We start from the raw sequence: 16,112 nt of genomic DNA, 5'->3' as shown, positions 1-16,112 counted from the left end.
AGAAAAATCTGCGATTTGTCGTGAAAGACTTTCCAGCAGTGGTCCACAGAATTACCGAAAAAAGGCGATCGCATATTCAAAGATTGCAATCGTTACTTGTGAGCGTTCCGTATGAAACGAGTTACGTTATTTTTACCAATTCTAGTTAACATCGCGATGAAAGCGTCTGCTGTCGCGAGAGCATCTCCAAGCGCCCTGTGCCGCGATTCGGGAATTATGCCCAGTCTAGCAAGCAAAATGTCCAGATTGTTTCTGCCATATCTGAAAACGGTCTTGGACATTTCTACCGTGTCGATATACGGATTGTCCAGTTTGCCAAGCCCGGATTTAATGCCGAAGTGATTTATAAACGAGAGATCAAAGAGAGCGTTATGGATAACAAGGGTCGAATCGCCCACGAAGGAATAGAAATCCTTTAATACGTCTGCCACCGAAGGTTTCCCTTTAACTGTGAGATTGCTGATTCCCGTCAGGGCAGTTATTGTAATCGGGATTATGCACCCGGGGTCTATTAGTGATTCGAAAGTGTCGTTTCTGTAGACCTTCCAGTCTCTCACTCGCACCCCAGCCACTTCTATGAGCCTTGCACCCCGCTCTACGCTTAGCCCGGTAGTTTCAGTATCAAGGACAACAAACTCCAATAGACTTCCCTCCCCTTAGATTTTATAATGAAGTGAGTGTTTTCAGAATGAGGTCAAAAAGAAACTTGTGAAGAATTATACAGATCATGGGAGCTGTTTTCCAAACCAAGGGCAACGTATAGAGTATAATTTTCATGAGGTGATCCACGATGGATGACAAGGTAAATCATTCCGAAGAGGAAATCAGGGAACGGTATAGAAAGGCTCTTGAATCAGCAGTTCAAAAAGCTCCGATAAGATCTGGAGAGAGACTTTATCTCACAGATCTCTGGGCCATCACCTCAATTCCTGAAGAGGTCATTGTGGAGACTCTTGCTTCTTCCGAGCTGAAGCTGCCCGAAGGGGTGTCCAGCATAGTCGATGATAGAAGGAAAAGGAAGAGGATCATTTATGGAAAACGAGAATCTAACGAAAAGGGTGGCGGTCCTAAGCAGCCCAGAATACGCAAGGTGCAGGAAGAAGATTAGCGAAGGGCTGGACCTGATCGAGTTCAACGAAACTCTGCAGGGAAAGAAAGTTCTTCTGAAAGTGAATCTTCTATCGGCAAGATCTCCGGAAAACTGTGTAACCACGAATCCTGCTTTTGTGCGCGCGGTTGCAGAGATCTTCCTGGAGAGGGGAGCCAAGGTGAGCATCGGGGATTCTCCGGCAAGCGTGAGCACTGCAGTCGCTGCCCACGCATCCGGGATCGCCTCTGTCTGCGAAGACCTGGGCGTTCCACTTGTCGATTTCAATGATCCCGTTCCTGTAGTCCTGGAGCATGGTACGTACAGAAGCTTCGAGATTGCCAGGCCGGTTCTTGAAACCGATCTTCTGGTGAATCTTCCGAAGCTCAAGACACATTCACTCACTCAGGTCACATTCGGGGTCAAGAATCTTTTTGGCTGTGTTCCGGGTGTTAAGAAGCAGGGTTGGCATTTCAGAGTAAGAAACATGAAGGAGTTCTCGGTTATGCTTCTTGATCTGGCCGGCTATTTGAAGCCGTCCCTGACAATAATCGACGGCGTAGAAGGCATGGATGGCAACGGTCCGTCGAACGGGAGGATTATAAGGCCAGGAATAATTGGTATTTCAGAAGATGTTTTCGCACTAGATGATGCCATCGCAGAACTCTTTGGAGTGATAAATTCAAAGGTCCCAATTCTCCGTTTGGCAAGGGAGAAAGGGTTAGTAGGAAATTACAAGGTTGTCGGAGATGAAGTCGAGCCGAAAAAACTCTCTCTCCCCGAGACAAATTTGATCGGTGTTTACGGTGCATCCCTATTGAGGAGATTAGTAACAAAGTTTCCGAAAATAGATAGGAAGAAGTGTGTGAGCTGTCGTGTTTGCGAGAGGGCCTGTCCGGCTGGAGCGATCGACATAAGCAGGTTCAATATCGATTATGGTAAGTGCATAGCTTGTTACGTTTGCCATGAACTTTGCCCTGAAGATGCTATCGTCTTCAGAAGACGTATTCATAGATAGGAGGGGTTAGATGAAGTATATTCTTGCTATCGATCAGGGAACGAGCAGCAGCAAAGCCGTTCTTTTTGATGAAGAACTGTATCAAGTTGCCGTTGCTCAGGAGGAGTTTGCGCAGATCTATCCCAAACCCGGGTGGGTTGAGCACGATCCTAGAGACATCATCTTAAGCACAATGGGTGCAATTGAGAAAGTAGTCTCGGATGCCAGGATCTCATACAGGGAAATTGTGGCAATCGGCATCACAAATCAAAGAGAAACGGTCGTTGCCTGGGATTCGGTGACTGATCAGCCGCTCTACAACGCAATAGTGTGGCAGGATAGAAGAACTGCCGACAGATGCAGAGAGATTGAAGAGTCTCATGGAGAATTGATAAGACGAAAGACCGGCCTCAAGCCGGATCCCTATTTCTCCGCGACGAAGATGGAATGGCTGCTGGAGAATGTACCGGTAGTTCGAGAGGCGGCAAGAAAAGGGCGATTGAGATTTGGTACGATTGACTCCTGGTTAATCTGGAATCTGACTAGAGAGAATCTCCATGTTTGTGATTTCTCGAACGCGTCGAGAACGATGTTGTTCAACATCGAGAAGCTTGAATGGGATCGCGACCTACTCAATCTCTTTGGAGTGGAGAAAGAGTTTCTGCCCGAAGTGGTGGAATCGAGTAAGCTTCTCGGTCCTTCGATCTACGGCCCAAATATCGGGGGAATAGCTGGAGATCAACAGGCATCGCTGTTCGGTCAGACGGCCTTTCAGACCGGTGACGCGAAATGTACTTATGGGACTGGTTCATTTATATTGATGAACATTGGAAACAAACCAAAGATTTCCGATCATGGCTTGCTTACGACAATAGGCTGGAAGTCAACGGAAGAGACAGTCTACGCTGTGGAAGGTTCGATATTTGCCACCGGAGCCCTTATAAGCTGGTTGAAAGATGGACTGGGGATTATTGACAGCCCTTCCGATACGGAGCCTCTTGCCAGAGAAGTCAGTGACAATGGAGGAGTCTTTTTCTCCGGTGCCTTGACAGGGCTGGGAGCTCCTTACTGGAACTCCTCAGCGAGAGGCATGATGATCGGTCTAACAAGGGGAACGAGGAAGGCACATATAGTAAGAGCCGTTCTCGAATACATCGCTTTCAGGACAAGAGAAATTCTTGAGCTGATGGAAAAAGAAACGGGAATCACGCTCAACAAGCTTCTCGTTGACGGCGGTGTTACCCGAAACAACTTCCTAATGGAGATGCAGGCAAATGTACTGAATATTCCCGTTGATAGATCCTTGATAAAAGAGACCACTGCACTCGGAGCTGCGATGCTGGCAGGAATTTGCACCGATCTATGGGATCAGGATAGTCTCAAGAACAAGAGAATCAGCGAGGTTGTCTTCGAACCTTCGGGCGATAGAATGGAGGCAGAGTACAAAAGGTGGAAAGAGGCGTTGAAGAGATCTATGAACTGGGCGAACTAGAGCTGAAAAATCTCGAGACTTTTGCACAAGAACTTGGAGAGGCGCTTGAAGGAGGAGAGACTGTCCTTCTATTCGGTGATCTGGGCAGTGGAAAAACGACGTTTGTAAAGGCGCTGGCCAGCGGGTTGGGAATCGATAAGGATAGCGTGAGAAGTCCGACTTTCAACATTGTCAACTTCTATCCCGGCCGATCCTCGACTGGCGGAAGCGACGATGTCGAAAAGGCAAGAGTGCATCCCGCTCTCATTCACGTTGATCTGTACAGGATTACCGGCGAAGAAGAGGTTCTGGATCTAGCTCTCTACGATCTAATGAATTGCAATACGGTTCTAGCGGTAGAATGGCCTAAACTTTACTTTACGTATGTCTGCGAGCCTTATCTCATAGTTGAACTGGAGCATTTCGACGAGATCAAACGAACCGTGAAATTGAAGCCATTTGGCCGAAGAATGAAGAGCATTTTGGATCGTTTGGTTAAGAGAATAGATCAAGATAAGAATGAAGGAAGGTGAATAGATGGCTCAGAAGTTTGAGTTGCTTGAAAAGGCTGCTGTAGGAAGCGAGCGAAAGATTGAGATACCCGACAAACTGCCGGTTATACCGACGAGAACAAACATGTTGGTATATCCTTCTTCAGTTATGCCGTTGTATGTTGGACGCGAGAAGTCCCTGGCGGCGCTGGAGGAGTCAATTGGCAAATTCAATCAGATAGTATTTCTCGTTTCTCAGAGGGACATTACTAAAGAAGAACCCGAGATCGAGGATCTATTCGAGATTGGAACGATAGCGAGAATAGTACAGCTGATGAAGATGCCCGATGGGAACTACAAGATTCTTGTTGAAGGTTTGACAAGAGCCAGGCTCTCTTCAGTGGAGGAAGGAGAGAGCACGTTTATCGTCGTTGCAGAGAAGCTGAAGTCCAAGGGTAGAAAAAGTAAGATGCTTCAGGCGCTGGTTCGAAGGGTGAAGGAACTTGCGCTGAGATATGTATCGATGAGCAGACGTTTCCCCGACGAAGCGATAATGGCGCTGGAAGATACTTCCGATGCAGACAAGTTTGCAGATTTTGTTTCCTCAATGGTGCCCTTTTCTTTGGAAGAGAAACAACGTCTTCTCGAGGAAATTGAAGCGAAGGATCGTCTCAATACGCTAATGGAGTTACTTACAAGAGAGATAGAGATTCTCTCTCTAGAGGAAGAACTAGACAAAAGGGTTAAGGAGAAGATTGAGCAGGGGCAGAAGGAGTACTACCTGAGAGAGAAGATGAGAGCGATCCAGGAGGAGCTCGAGGGCGAAGAAGACGAGGAAATCAAAGAGCTTAAAGAGATGGCCGAGTCCGGCAAGCTTCCTCAGGAGGTAAAGGAAAAGGCAGAGCAAGAGATCTCGAGACTGGAAAAGATGTCCCCATATTCTCCGGAAGCGACGGTTGTGAGAACCTATCTCGATTGGTTGTTGAACCTCCCTTGGCAGGAAGAGACAGATGATGAGATAGTGATCAAGGACGTCAGAAAGACTCTTGATAACAATCATTATGGACTGGACGATGTGAAGGAAAGGATCCTTGAATTCCTAGCGGCCAGGAGGTTTTCGAAGAACCTACGCGCTCCGATTCTTTGCCTCGTTGGGCCTCCGGGTGTTGGGAAGACTTCACTTGGTCGGTCTGTTTCCGAGGCTATGGGAAGGAAGTTCGGTAGAATCTCGTTGGGAGGCATGAGAGACGAGGCAGAAATAAGGGGCCACAGACGTACTTATGTAGGAGCGCTTCCCGGCAGAATTATGCAGATGATCAGAAAGCTGAAGACCAGAAATCCGGTAATCGTGCTGGATGAAGTCGACAAGATGGGAATCAGTTTTCAAGGAGACCCAGCTTCTGCTCTTCTCGAGGTCCTTGATCCCGAGCAGAACAACAGTTTTACCGATCATTTTCTGGAAGTGCCTTTTGACCTTTCCAGAGTCCTGTTCATTACCACGGCAAACGTTCTCTATTCGATCCCTGCCGCTCTGAAAGACAGGATGGAGATTATCGAGATTCCAGGCTATACGGAGTCTGAGAAGTATCACATAGCCAGGGAGCATATATTGCCGAAGCTTCTCGATGAATACAACATGAAGGCCGGTAGACTCAAAATAACACCGGCCGCAACAAGAGACGTAATTAGAGATTACACACGAGAAGCCGGAGTTAGGGAACTCGATAGAAATCTGGCGAAAATCATCAGAAAGGCCACTCTGAAAATAGCTGAGGGCGGCGATTCAATCTCGGTCGGTGTCAATGAACTGGGAGAGTATCTTGGAGCACCTCTATTCAAAGAGAGTGATTTCAGGAAGCATCCAGAGGTCGGAGTGGCGACTGGACTGGCCTGGACATCGGTTGGGGGAGAAATCATGTACATCGAAGTCCTGCCCGTTTCCGGGAAAGGAAAGACTATCATAACAGGTCAGCTGGGAGATGTTATGAAGGAATCGGCACAGATCGCGGCGTCGCTTGCCAGAAAGCTTTGTGGAGATGAGAAGTTCAACGAGATCTTCGAGAAGAAGGACTTCCATATCCACGTTCCCGAAGGGGCCGTTCCCAAGGATGGACCCAGTGCCGGGATTACTCTCACGACGGCGATTGTCTCGGCCGTCACCGGAAGAAAAGTGAGAAACGACATTGCAATGACTGGGGAGATAACTCTTAGAGGGAAGGTACTGCCCATTGGTGGTTTGAAAGAAAAGCTGATGGCAGCTTACCGTGCCAGAATGAAGAAGGTTCTGATTCCTCTTGCAAACAAGAGAGATCTCGATAAAGTCCCTGAAGAAATAAAGTCGAAACTGGAATTCGTCTTTGTTGAGAATATAAGCGAAGTACTAGAGGAGGCTTTGATTCAAGGTGATGGTGAAGAGTGCTGAACTTGTCCGAACCGTATACACGAAAGGCGAATATCCCCCTCCATTAAGGAGGGAGATAGCCTTCGCAGGAAGGTCAAATGTCGGCAAGTCTTCTTTGCTGAACGCTTTGTTTGGAAGGAAACTTGCAAAGACAAGTTCGACTCCTGGAAAGACAAGATCGATAAATTTCTATGAAATAAACGGAGAGATCTATTTCGTTGATCTCCCCGGTTATGGATATGCAAAGGCCTCTATGTCGGAAAGAGAGAAGTGGCAGAGGCTGATTACCGACTATTTTGAATCGAGAGAAGACCTCTCTCTCGTTGTTATGCTCGTTGACATAAGGCACCCGTTGCAGCCGGCAGACGAGCAGATGCTTGAGTGGCTTACGCACTATTCCATCCCTTTTGTCTTGGTTCTGACAAAGGCCGACAAACTATCGAAGAGTCGCCAGCTCCAGATGAAAAGATCGATAACCGGGGAAGTTGCCTTTTGGGGAAAACCTCCGGTATTTACAGTTTCTTCAGAGAAACGGCAGGGAACCGAAGAGCTACTAGGAGTTCTGATTCAGTAGTAGCGCATGAGCTACTATCGAAAATCAGATGTGTCTTCTTGATAGATTCTCTTTCATCGACCTGAGTCTGCCGAGTGCCGATCTGTGGTGCGGATAGGCTGATGCTCGTTCTTTAAGGGCATCGCAAGGGAACTCTGCACATTCATAACAGTGACTCAGGTTTCTTTTTGCTACACAACAATCGAAAATGTTGCAGCTTTCTGTCAAGCGGTAAGGTCCTTCACCGGCTTGGCAGCCGCTGCATCTAACTAGTTCCGAATCTACATTTCTGCTTCTCCAATAGCTCAGCTTTTCTTCGGTCCTCAAGAAGATAGCGTATCTAGAGCATTCGATACCACATGGAGCAATTATCGGCGATTTCGCCTCGGCAACACCCCTTTTAGCTTTCTGCGTCGGTACTATTTCAGACTGTCCCTGATGAAATCTCTGAATTTTGCAACGCTCTCTCTAGGCCTCAATTCGAGACTCTCCTGAACCGTCTCGTAGAGTCCGAACTTCATTGAGTAGCCTTCTTTCCATTCGAAATTGTCCATAAGTGACCAGTACAGATAACCGAATACACGGGCTCCCTTATCCATAGCGTTTCTTAGTCCTGACAAAGCTTTCTCGATATACTCCCATCGTCGTGCGTCCGATTTGTCGGCAATTCCATTCTCAGTGATCATTATCGGCAGTCGATACCTCTTATATGCCTTCAGAACAACCTCTTCAATCCCCTGCGGGAAGAACTCATATCCCATTTCCGTTTTCTCAAATTCATTACCCGCTGCGATTTCAGGGAGGGGCTTCGAGTACTTGGCGAAGATTCGCGTGTAGTAATTGATGCCCAGGAAATCGAGCTTTGATTCTATCTCAGGCACCGCTTCTCCTTCGCCGAGCGGCTTAACTATACTGCCCTTCATCAGACTATCAAGATAACTGTAGTTGTAGACTCTGTCCAGATAATTTGCCACCAGCCTGTCTCCTGGATGGAACTTTCTGAGAGGGAAGAAAGGCATCATATTAACAGCTACCCCTATCATCGCCGTTGGATTCGACTCCCTTATTACGTCATATGCCTCGCTGTGGACATAGAGAAGATTAGCGAGGACTTTCATAGCCCTTCCCATGTCCTTGACTTCCGGCGGCCATTCTCCCGTCAAATAGCCCATGACTGCGTAGACGTTCGGTTCGTTCACAGTGACCCAGTAGTGAATGAACTCGCCCATAGACTCGACGATTCTCGAGACGAAACGACGAAAGTAACGCAGGTTCTCCTTATTCTCCCAGCCTCCCATCTCCGAGAACCATTGAGGAAGAACGAAATGGTTGAGAGTAAGAATGGGCTGGATTCCGTTCTCAGTAAGCGCCTTAGAGAAATCTCTGTATCTTTCTAGTACACTGTCATCAAATCTGTTGATTTTCGGTTCAATTCTCGCCCACTCAACCGAGAATCTGTAGGCCTTTACACCCAAAGCCTTAACAGCCTCCAGATCCCTGTCGAGATTCTCCCAGCTACCACAAGCTATGTCGGAAGTGTCGCCATTCTTGACCTTTCCCTGATGTTCCCATGTGTACCAATCAGAAAAGACATTGCTTCCTTCTATTTGATGACCGGCCGTTGCGACACCCCATATGAACCCGTCTGGAAATGAAAGCATAGACGAACCCTCCCACGTCATTTTTTTGTACGCTCATAAACAATTATAATCGTGAAAGGAAGCAAAAGCCAAAATTACCTAAAGAGTTGAGGTTAGAATATGAGATTATCTGTGGTTGGCAACGTGAATATAGATCTCAGCGCCTTCATCAACGAAAGTAAAAATGTTGAAGAGAACAGGATTAAGGAAATGATGTTCACTATCGGAGGAAGTGCGGCAAACACGGCAATCATGTTGAGTAGGTTGAGAAAGAACGTGTTTTTGCAGGGTGCAGTGGGGACTGATCGGTTCGGCGACATGGCAATTGAGGCTTTGACAAGAGAAGGGGTGGATATTCGGTATCTAGCTCGAATAGAAGGAAAGACGGGATTCTGTTTCTCCGCAGTTTCTACAGACGGCCAAAGACACCTGTTCACATACAGGGGTGTTAATGAAGTCGATTATCCTGTTGATGTATCCTCTGACTTCTACCATTTTGGGGGGATAGCCCCCGATCAAGTTATCAATCTCTTGAAGGAGATCCGTAAGCCGAGGTTTTCTTATAACCCGGGAGGGATAGTGACCTTTGAAAGAGGTGCAGAAGTTGCCGATCTTGCTGCGCAATGCGAAGTGCTTCTTGTTAACAAGAGCGAATGGCTACATCTTGGAGGCTTTTTGAAGACTGAGCCAAAAGTTGTTGTGGTTACTCTTGGAGCGGAGGGAGCAAAGATCAGTGACGGGAAACGCGTAGACGCCTTTCCCACAGAGGTAGTAGATACAACGGGAGCGGGAGATTCCTTCAACGCAGGATTCTTGCATGCATATCTTGCCGGCAGGACAGAAACAGAATGCTTGAAGACAGGAAATTTGCTTGCATCTATGGTTGTTGCGAGACCTGGAGCAAGTCCATTCTTTTCGTATTCGGATATACAACGATTAGCCAGTACATATAACATTATACTAGATATACCAGTATAATACTGTGTGCGTGTTGTTAATAGTGCCGTGCAACGTTTGATGTATATAATAAAGTATAGCAATATACGGTTCTATATAAGTAGTATATATCAGCATACAAACTTAGAACATGTATATATAAACAATGTCACTCGTGATTCTTTTTGTGTTAGTATAATGTAAGAGGTGATACTATGCCAGCACAGATTGCATCTGTCGATGTTGTGAGGATACTTGGCAAGCTCAGTGATGAAGGTGGTGAACATTCAAGTAGGAGCAGGTTCATTAGAGAGTTCCTTTCGAAATACAAGACACCGGAGACGGTAATTAGTGATATTGACGGGTTGCTGGAAGCCTACCCCACATTCAAAGGCGATTCTGAGAGTCTTGGGAGAGCCTTCGCAGATCTGGTCAACAGACTGGCCGAGATCTCCGGCTTTTCTGTTGATTACGTCAAATACTCAGGCAGAGAGAAGATCACGGGTATCTGGAAGGTCGGGGAGGATATACAGATAAGAGTAGCAGCCATCATCTGCGCCAGCTTCGAAGAAGCAAAGGGTGTAGCCAGGAATGCGCTGCTCATACTGCCTGAGGCTATCGACCTGGGTAGGCCCTTCGTGACTGTGGGACGCCTGGGAATGTTGTTCGCGATGATAGAGCAGATTGAGCTTCCTGTAAGTTCGGTAGCCTCGATTCTTGTAACTGACGATGACTACGACAAAAGGATATCTTCGTTTATGGAGCTGATGCTTCTTGCCTTCAAAAAGGAACTCGCTCGAAAGCCTCAAGTCTCTCTTCAGAAGGAGTGGACAAAAGAGGAACTGGAAGACTTCATAATGAACAGATTGAAACTTCCTACAGTTGGCATGTTGTTCTCCTTGCTCGATTCTCCGATGGTCGGAGACGATCTGGTGGGGAAAATAAACCAGTTCCTGGAGATGAACGAGAGCGAACTGGTCAAAGGACCAATGGCGTTGGGCGCTATAATGGGAGCTCTTTCAAAACACTACTCGGGAATCAAGGAAGAGCTTGTGCTGCGAGAGGGAAAGAGGTATAGACTTGCAGATAAATACAGAGCTATAATATCGGAAATCAGAGCGGGCTTTGAGAGAGCATTACAGACAAATACTCGTTAAACGGCTCTTAGCGCTCGTTTCTTGCTGTTTGGATAGTACAAGATGCATCCTGTCAAAAAAAATGCGTTACAGGGCAATATACGAGATGTAATTCTATAATGCGCCTCTAATAAGACTTACAGAACACCGTATAGAGAATGAGCTGTGTTATAATACAATATATGAGTCATAATTACTATTATGACTCATAATGTATGACAATTTGGGGGTATGTATGGAGTTTGTCGAAGCCGTCGAGAGATTCAAGGACAATATGGAATATGTTAGGAATATGTCATTCAATACTATCGCAGCATATCTTTCGGATCTTCACCACTTTCAGTTGTTTCTAGAGAGTCATAATACCGATTTTAAAGAGGTGAAGAGAAGAGACATCGAACTTTTCGTGAAGGAGTATTCTCAGGGGAAGTACTCCAGGAAGAGGCCCTCTGCAACTACCGTCTCGAGGAATCTCTCAACTATTAGGTCATTCTATACATTTCTTTATATAAGCGGTACGGTAGGCAAGGTCCCTACGGAGCTCATAAAGAACCCTAAGACGAGACGCAGAATTCCCGACTACATAAGTCATGATGAGGTAATGAAGATCATATCGTCTTTCAAGGAAACCAATCTTGGCAAGAGAAACAAGGCTATTGTGGCGGTGATGTACTTCTGTGGACTGAGAGTCAGCGAAGTATGCAAACTAAGACTCGGTGATCTTAGGATGGGCAATTCGCCAGCTGTAAGAATACTGAGCGGAAAGGGAAATAGAGACAGGGAGGTTCCTCTGAACGATCAGGTCCTTGCCATAATTGAGGATTACCTCCAGATAAGGAAGGATTTCCCGCTCAGCGAGTATGAGGATCATGTCTTTATCGGGACCCGGGGGGAGCCGATGGCGAGGAACGTTATTCCAAAAGTGCTGAATACACAAGTAAAACTTGTATATCCAGAGAAGCGAGTGACTCCGCATATATTCAGACATAGTTTTGCTACACAACTTCTACAAAAAGGAGCAAGTATAAAGACAGTGCAGGAATTACTTGGCCATGCTAATCTTTCTACAACTAGTATATATTTGCATATAACCGATAGAGAAAAGAGAGCGGCTGTACAATTGCTTTCTGACTAATATGCTAGTATAGATTGCGGAGCCTTATGATGATAGATATTCACAATCATACAATTTTTTCAGACGGAAGGAATACGGTCGAGGAAGTCATTCAGTCGGCTTCACTCAAAGGGCTTCATGTCGTCGGCATATCAGATCACTTCGACCCTTACGTCTCTCAGGAAGTCTGCTTGCAGCCCGAAGAAACGGGGGGCTATCTCAAGGAGATCAAGAGCTTTGAGGGAAAGTTTCCCATCAAGATACTTGCCGGGCTTGAACTGGGTCTTCAGTCCCAGGGTATTCTCTTGCCTTTTGAGGAGATGGATTTCTTCATCTACTCAGTCCACACGGTTCCGGGAAGGCCAGATCTGAAGACTCTTGAGGACCCTTGGGATATCTACCTTCGCGAGGCGACTCTAGCAGTTGATTTGATCGAGAAACCGGGTTTTCTTGGCCATCTCGATTTCCTCAGAAGGCATATTCCTTACGCAAAGCCACCTAGATCCGGACCGCAGATGGATCAGCTGCTTATGAAGCTGGTATCCTGTCATGTGGGGCTTGAAGTCAATACTTCGGGCTGGATGTACGGAATCGGAGACCCTACCCCTCAATCATGGGTGGTAGAGAGATACCTCGAACTCGGAGGACGTCTACTGACTATAGGCTCTGACTCTCATAGAGCATATCAGGTGGGGAGCTACAATTCACAGGCCGTTTCTCTTCTATGTAAGCTTGGAGTTAAAGAGGTATTCTACTGTGAGAAAGGTAGTTACGTTTCCCACTCGATTGCGGAGGCGAGATGAGCGAAAGACAGTTCACGGGATTTTCAGGTGAGACTATTTCATTTCTCATGGATCTCGGGATGAACAACAACCGTTCCTGGATGGATAAAAACCGTGATCGGTATCGCGTGTGCTTGCTTGAACCCTTCAAGGCACTTGTAAGTGAACTTGCGCCCTTCATGGAAAGGCTTGATCCCTTTATGGAAGTGAGACCTCAGGTTGGAAAGACCATAAGCAGGATAAGTCGGGATGCAAGGCGCAACAAGGGAAAGCCTCCCTACAGAACCAATATGTGGTTCACTTTCAGGGTGCCAGGGCCCGACTGGAAGGACTCTCCCGGATACTTTTTTGAGCTCTTTCCCGACAGATACCGGTACGGTATGGGATTCTACTTCCCATCTCGAGAGACTATGAGTAAGATCCATGAAGAAATAGCGAAGAATCCATCGAGGTTTACAGAAAAGGCTCGTATTCTGAGAGAGAGCGATTTCTCGGTTTTCGGAGAGAAGTACAAGAGAAGACGGAAGAGAGAAGGAGTCTCCGAAGAGCTGCTCGAATGGTTTCAATATAGAGACTTCTACATCGCTGCCAATCGGGAGATAGACGACATTCTAATGACTTCAGCGTTAGTTGATCATCTGAAGATAAAATTCTCTTCACTTTCAGAGCTGTACGAATACTTCTGGGAGCTTAAGATGAAAGCAAGCGAGGATTAGCAGTCGGTAAATGGATCTACAGGTTTTTACAGAGGTGATCAGAGATCCTTTTTGACGCAGTACCATCTCCGAACGGATTTCTAGCCTTCGCCATACGCTCATATTCCCGTGAATCGCTGAGAAGTCTCATTGTCTCCATGAAGACGGCTTCTCTACTTGTTCCTACAAGCTTGGCAGTACCTGCTTCGATCGCTTCTGGTCTCTCCGTTGTGCGCCTCAGTACCAATGTCGGCTTTCCAAGAGCAGGGGCCTCTTCCTGGATTCCGCCAGAGTCCGTCAGTATGAGCTTTGATTTCTCCATCAAAGAAACGAAGGGAAGGTAATCTAGCGGATCAGTCAAGACTACCCTGTCGTGTTCTTCAAGCTCCGGATAGACAACTTCTCTGACGGCAGGATTGAGATGAACCGGAAAGACAACTTTCATCCGGGGGAACTCGTTGAGGACGTCCTTTATTGCTTTCATAACTTCCTGCATCGGTCTTCCCCAGTTTTCCCTTCTGTGCATGGTTACTAGAATGTAGTCATCACCCTCCACACCAAGCGCTTCTCTGAAGCTCGAAGTAAGCCTGGACTTGTTGCCTGTTACCCACAGCAGGGCATCGATGACAGTATTGCCTGTAACAAGCATGTTTTCTTCAGGCACTCCTTCTTTAAGCAGGTTCAGCTTTGATTTCTCAGTTGGAGGATAGTGATACGTTGAAATGACTCCGTTGAGCCTTCTGTTGACTTCTTCAGGAAAGGGATCGTAAACGTTGGCGGTCCTCAGCCCCGCTTCAACATGACCAACTGGGATCTTATGATAGAAAGATACCAGAGCGCCCGCGAAAGTAGATGTGGTATCACCCTGAACGAGCGTTGCATCAAACTTGTTCTGCGAATATATCTCGTCGAGTTTTTCGATCAGTCTGGAAGTAAGGCCCGAAAGAGACTGCCTTTGTTGCATGATATTCAGATCAAAGTCGGGTTTTATGCCGAAGAGTGAGAGAACCTGATCGAGCATCTCTCTGTGCTGGGCCGTAGCAATTACAACAGGCCTAAGAGAGGAATTCTTCAGCGCCAGATAGACAGGAGCCATCTTCACTGCCTCCGGTCTGGTTCCGAATATCAGAGCTACCTTTTTCATACTCAGCAGCCTTGGGGCTTTCCCTCCTTAGGATCATTCGTAATAGCCATGCTCAGTATATCATAGTTATCAACTTCGCTCGTGACTGGACATCTGAGACTTCTCTCCTATCCAATCCTTCGACCATGTATTATAATCTTCTCTGGAGGTTTCTATGACGGCTAGCACGGTCAGAAGCACGGCTCTTTTTGCAATAGCAACGTTGTTATCAAGAATTACGGGTCTCGTCAGAGACTCCCTTTTTGCCAGCTATTTCGGCACGTCGGCTCAGTACGACGCATATTTAGTTGCGATCATGATTCCCTTCTTTCTCAGAAAGATCTTTGCAGATGGAGCGATGACGATGGCTTTCGTTCCAGTATTCAACGAGAAGCTGAAGAGCTCGAGAGAGAGAGCTTTTATGTTCGCTTCTACCGTTCTCATATTCGTAGTTATTGTCTCGGGCGCGATTTCAGCAGCGGGAAGCTTATTCTCTGACGGGGTTGCCTCAGCCTTTGCCGGAGGCTTCGATCAATCAGCTCTTGAACTGACCTCTCAACTTATAAGGATTTCCTTTCCGTTTATTGTACTAGTATCTCTTTGGGCAGTCTACTGCGGTGTTCTCAACAGTCTCGATGCCTTTTTCATTGCGGCAGTCTCACCAATGTTCATAAATCTCTCGACGATCGCTGGAATTTTGCTTTCAGGAAGGTTCTCAACTCCAATTGTCGGTCCTACGATCGGATTTCTTGTCGGAGGAGTCATCCAGCTCGGCGTGGTCGCTCTCTCCGCAAGATCAAAGGGTTTTGTCTTCAAGCCAGGCTACAACAAAAGCGATGTCAGGGATTTCTTGCTCCTGTTCCTTTTTTCTGCGATTTCCCCGGCGATCAACGAAATCAACTCCTTTGTCGATATTAGAGTGTCAACTGAGCTTGGGAGGGGAGCCGTATCGAGTCTTGGATACGCCCAGCGGCTCTATCAGCTTCCTCTCGGCGTCTTCGCAATCGCGGTGGCCACGGTAGCGCTTCCGAAACTTTCAAAACTTACCGGAGAAGGTTCTAAGGAGAAATTCAGGAGTTCTCTATGGGACGCGTTAACCGTTCTCGCCTTTTTGATTATCCCCTCAACGCTGGGACTTCTTGTTCTCGGCGAAGGGATTGTCCGCATTCTGTTTGAGAGAGGTTCATTCACTCCTGCAGATACGGCCTTAACCACAACCCTCCTTTACGGGTACACTCTGGGACTTCCTTTCTATGGATCTTACGGTGTTCTATCAAGGGCATATTATGCAAGGAAGAGCCCCAGGACGCCCACAATAATCTCTGCGATCATGGTTGGTGTGAATGTGGTTCTCGATATATTGCTCGGCTTTACAATAGGACCTTTGGGTGTGGCACTAGCGACAAGTATTGCGGGAATTGTCGGTACAGTCATCGTATCGGCAGCACTCCTCAGATGGACCGGATATGAAAAGGCGAAGGTAACGGCCATGCTGAAAATCATCGTTGCTTCTCTTGTCATGTCCGGACTAATGCTTTTTGGGAAGGCAGTCTTTGGAACGGGATCTATTTCAACGTTGATAACTCTGACTGCAGGGACCGCAGTGTACTTTCTATTTATAAGAATTCTCGGGCTTGGTAACTTAATGAAATTCAAGAATCTGCTGAGAGGAAGAGAAAGTTAGTC

16 protein-coding genes are annotated in these 16,112 nt (G+C 46.8%); 12 read left to right on the top strand and 4 right to left on the bottom strand.

Going from position 1 to position 16,112, the window contains the following annotated elements; translation table 11 throughout:
- Positions 1 to 92 precede the first annotated feature (92 nt).
- Positions 93 to 641, bottom strand: a complete 549-nt coding sequence (locus B3N33_RS01915; protein ID WP_214078179.1) for a 3'-5' exonuclease — start codon at positions 639 to 641, stop codon at positions 93 to 95.
- 149 nt (positions 642 to 790) lie between these two features.
- Between B3N33_RS01915 and B3N33_RS01910 the strand changes: the two genes are divergently transcribed.
- From B3N33_RS01910 to yihA, 6 genes are read left to right on the top strand one after another with little or no spacing between them, the layout of a single operon-like run.
- Positions 791 to 1,108: a hypothetical protein gene (locus B3N33_RS01910; protein ID WP_214061420.1), complete on the top strand. Its 318-nt coding sequence runs from the start codon at positions 791 to 793 to the stop codon at positions 1,106 to 1,108.
- Positions 1,032 to 2,105 carry a DUF362 domain-containing protein gene (locus B3N33_RS01905; protein ID WP_292592005.1) on the top strand — a complete coding sequence of 358 codons (1,074 nt, stop codon included), beginning with the start codon at positions 1,032 to 1,034 and terminating at the stop codon, positions 2,103 to 2,105. The genes B3N33_RS01910 and B3N33_RS01905 overlap by 77 nt, the downstream gene beginning before the upstream one ends.
- Positions 2,106 to 2,115: 10 nt before the next feature.
- Positions 2,116 to 3,576 (top strand): glycerol kinase GlpK, encoded by a 1,461-nt coding sequence (gene glpK / locus B3N33_RS01900; RefSeq protein ID WP_292592003.1) that lies wholly within the window; start codon positions 2,116 to 2,118, stop codon positions 3,574 to 3,576.
- The gene (gene tsaE, locus B3N33_RS01895; protein WP_292592002.1) at positions 3,534 to 4,088 is read left to right on the top strand and encodes a tRNA (adenosine(37)-N6)-threonylcarbamoyltransferase complex ATPase subunit type 1 TsaE; all 555 of its coding nucleotides are present in this window, start codon (positions 3,534 to 3,536) and stop codon (positions 4,086 to 4,088) included. The genes glpK and tsaE overlap by 43 nt, the downstream gene beginning before the upstream one ends.
- 4 nt (positions 4,089 to 4,092) lie before the next feature.
- A complete protein-coding gene (gene lon / locus B3N33_RS01890) occupies positions 4,093 to 6,468 on the top strand; it encodes an endopeptidase La (protein ID WP_292592000.1) in 2,376 nt (791 codons plus the stop codon).
- A complete protein-coding gene (gene yihA / locus B3N33_RS01885) occupies positions 6,449 to 7,021 on the top strand; it encodes a ribosome biogenesis GTP-binding protein YihA/YsxC (protein WP_414674168.1) in 573 nt (190 codons plus the stop codon). The genes lon and yihA overlap by 20 nt, the downstream gene beginning before the upstream one ends.
- Positions 7,022 to 7,045: 24 nt before the next feature.
- Here yihA and B3N33_RS13015 read toward each other — a convergent pair whose 3' ends face one another.
- Together B3N33_RS13015 and B3N33_RS01880 are read right to left on the bottom strand one after the other, a co-directional pair.
- Positions 7,046 to 7,369 carry a DUF3795 domain-containing protein gene (locus B3N33_RS13015; protein WP_414674169.1) on the bottom strand — a complete coding sequence of 108 codons (324 nt, stop codon included), beginning with the start codon at positions 7,367 to 7,369 and terminating at the stop codon, positions 7,046 to 7,048.
- A gap of 50 nt (positions 7,370 to 7,419) precedes the next feature.
- On the bottom strand, positions 7,420 to 8,661 hold the full coding sequence (locus B3N33_RS01880; RefSeq protein WP_292591998.1) for a glycoside hydrolase family 1 protein: 1,242 nt from the start codon (positions 8,659 to 8,661) through the stop codon (positions 7,420 to 7,422).
- Between the two features lie 99 nt (positions 8,662 to 8,760).
- Here B3N33_RS01880 and B3N33_RS01875 point away from each other — a divergent pair, with 99 nt between their 5' ends.
- The 5 genes from B3N33_RS01875 to B3N33_RS01855 all read left to right on the top strand — a co-directional run bounded on the left by B3N33_RS01875 (position 8,761) and on the right by B3N33_RS01855 (position 13,324).
- Positions 8,761 to 9,618 (top strand): carbohydrate kinase family protein, encoded by an 858-nt coding sequence (locus B3N33_RS01875; RefSeq protein ID WP_292591997.1) that lies wholly within the window; start codon positions 8,761 to 8,763, stop codon positions 9,616 to 9,618.
- 173 nt (positions 9,619 to 9,791) lie between these two features.
- Positions 9,792 to 10,733 carry a hypothetical protein gene (locus tag B3N33_RS01870; RefSeq protein WP_213918883.1) on the top strand — a complete coding sequence of 314 codons (942 nt, stop codon included), beginning with the start codon at positions 9,792 to 9,794 and terminating at the stop codon, positions 10,731 to 10,733.
- Positions 10,734 to 10,947: 214 nt separating this feature from the next.
- Entirely contained in the window at positions 10,948 to 11,847 is a 900-nt protein-coding gene (locus B3N33_RS01865; protein WP_214060730.1) for a tyrosine-type recombinase/integrase, read from the top strand.
- A gap of 29 nt (positions 11,848 to 11,876) precedes the next feature.
- Entirely contained in the window at positions 11,877 to 12,629 is a 753-nt protein-coding gene (locus tag B3N33_RS01860; protein WP_214060731.1) for a PHP domain-containing protein, read from the top strand.
- A complete protein-coding gene (locus B3N33_RS01855; protein WP_292591993.1) occupies positions 12,626 to 13,324 on the top strand; it encodes a DUF2461 domain-containing protein in 699 nt (232 codons plus the stop codon). Before B3N33_RS01860 ends, B3N33_RS01855 begins: the two co-directional genes overlap by 4 nt.
- Before the next feature lie 16 nt (positions 13,325 to 13,340).
- Here the strand turns inward: B3N33_RS01855 and wecB are convergent, their stop codons facing one another.
- A complete protein-coding gene (gene wecB / locus B3N33_RS01850) occupies positions 13,341 to 14,447 on the bottom strand; it encodes a non-hydrolyzing UDP-N-acetylglucosamine 2-epimerase (protein ID WP_292589309.1) in 1,107 nt (368 codons plus the stop codon).
- Between the two features lie 154 nt (positions 14,448 to 14,601).
- Here wecB and murJ point away from each other — a divergent pair, with 154 nt between their 5' ends.
- Positions 14,602 to 16,110 (top strand): murein biosynthesis integral membrane protein MurJ, encoded by a 1,509-nt coding sequence (gene murJ, locus B3N33_RS01845; RefSeq protein ID WP_292589311.1) that lies wholly within the window; start codon positions 14,602 to 14,604, stop codon positions 16,108 to 16,110.
- Positions 16,111 to 16,112: the final 2 nt, after the last annotated feature.

Source organism: Mesotoga sp. UBA5825 (genome assembly GCF_002432955.1).
GTDB lineage: Bacteria > Thermotogota > Thermotogae > Petrotogales > Kosmotogaceae > Mesotoga.
The sequence above is the reverse complement of the archived record's forward strand: the minus strand, read 5'-3'. Positions and strand labels throughout refer to the sequence as shown.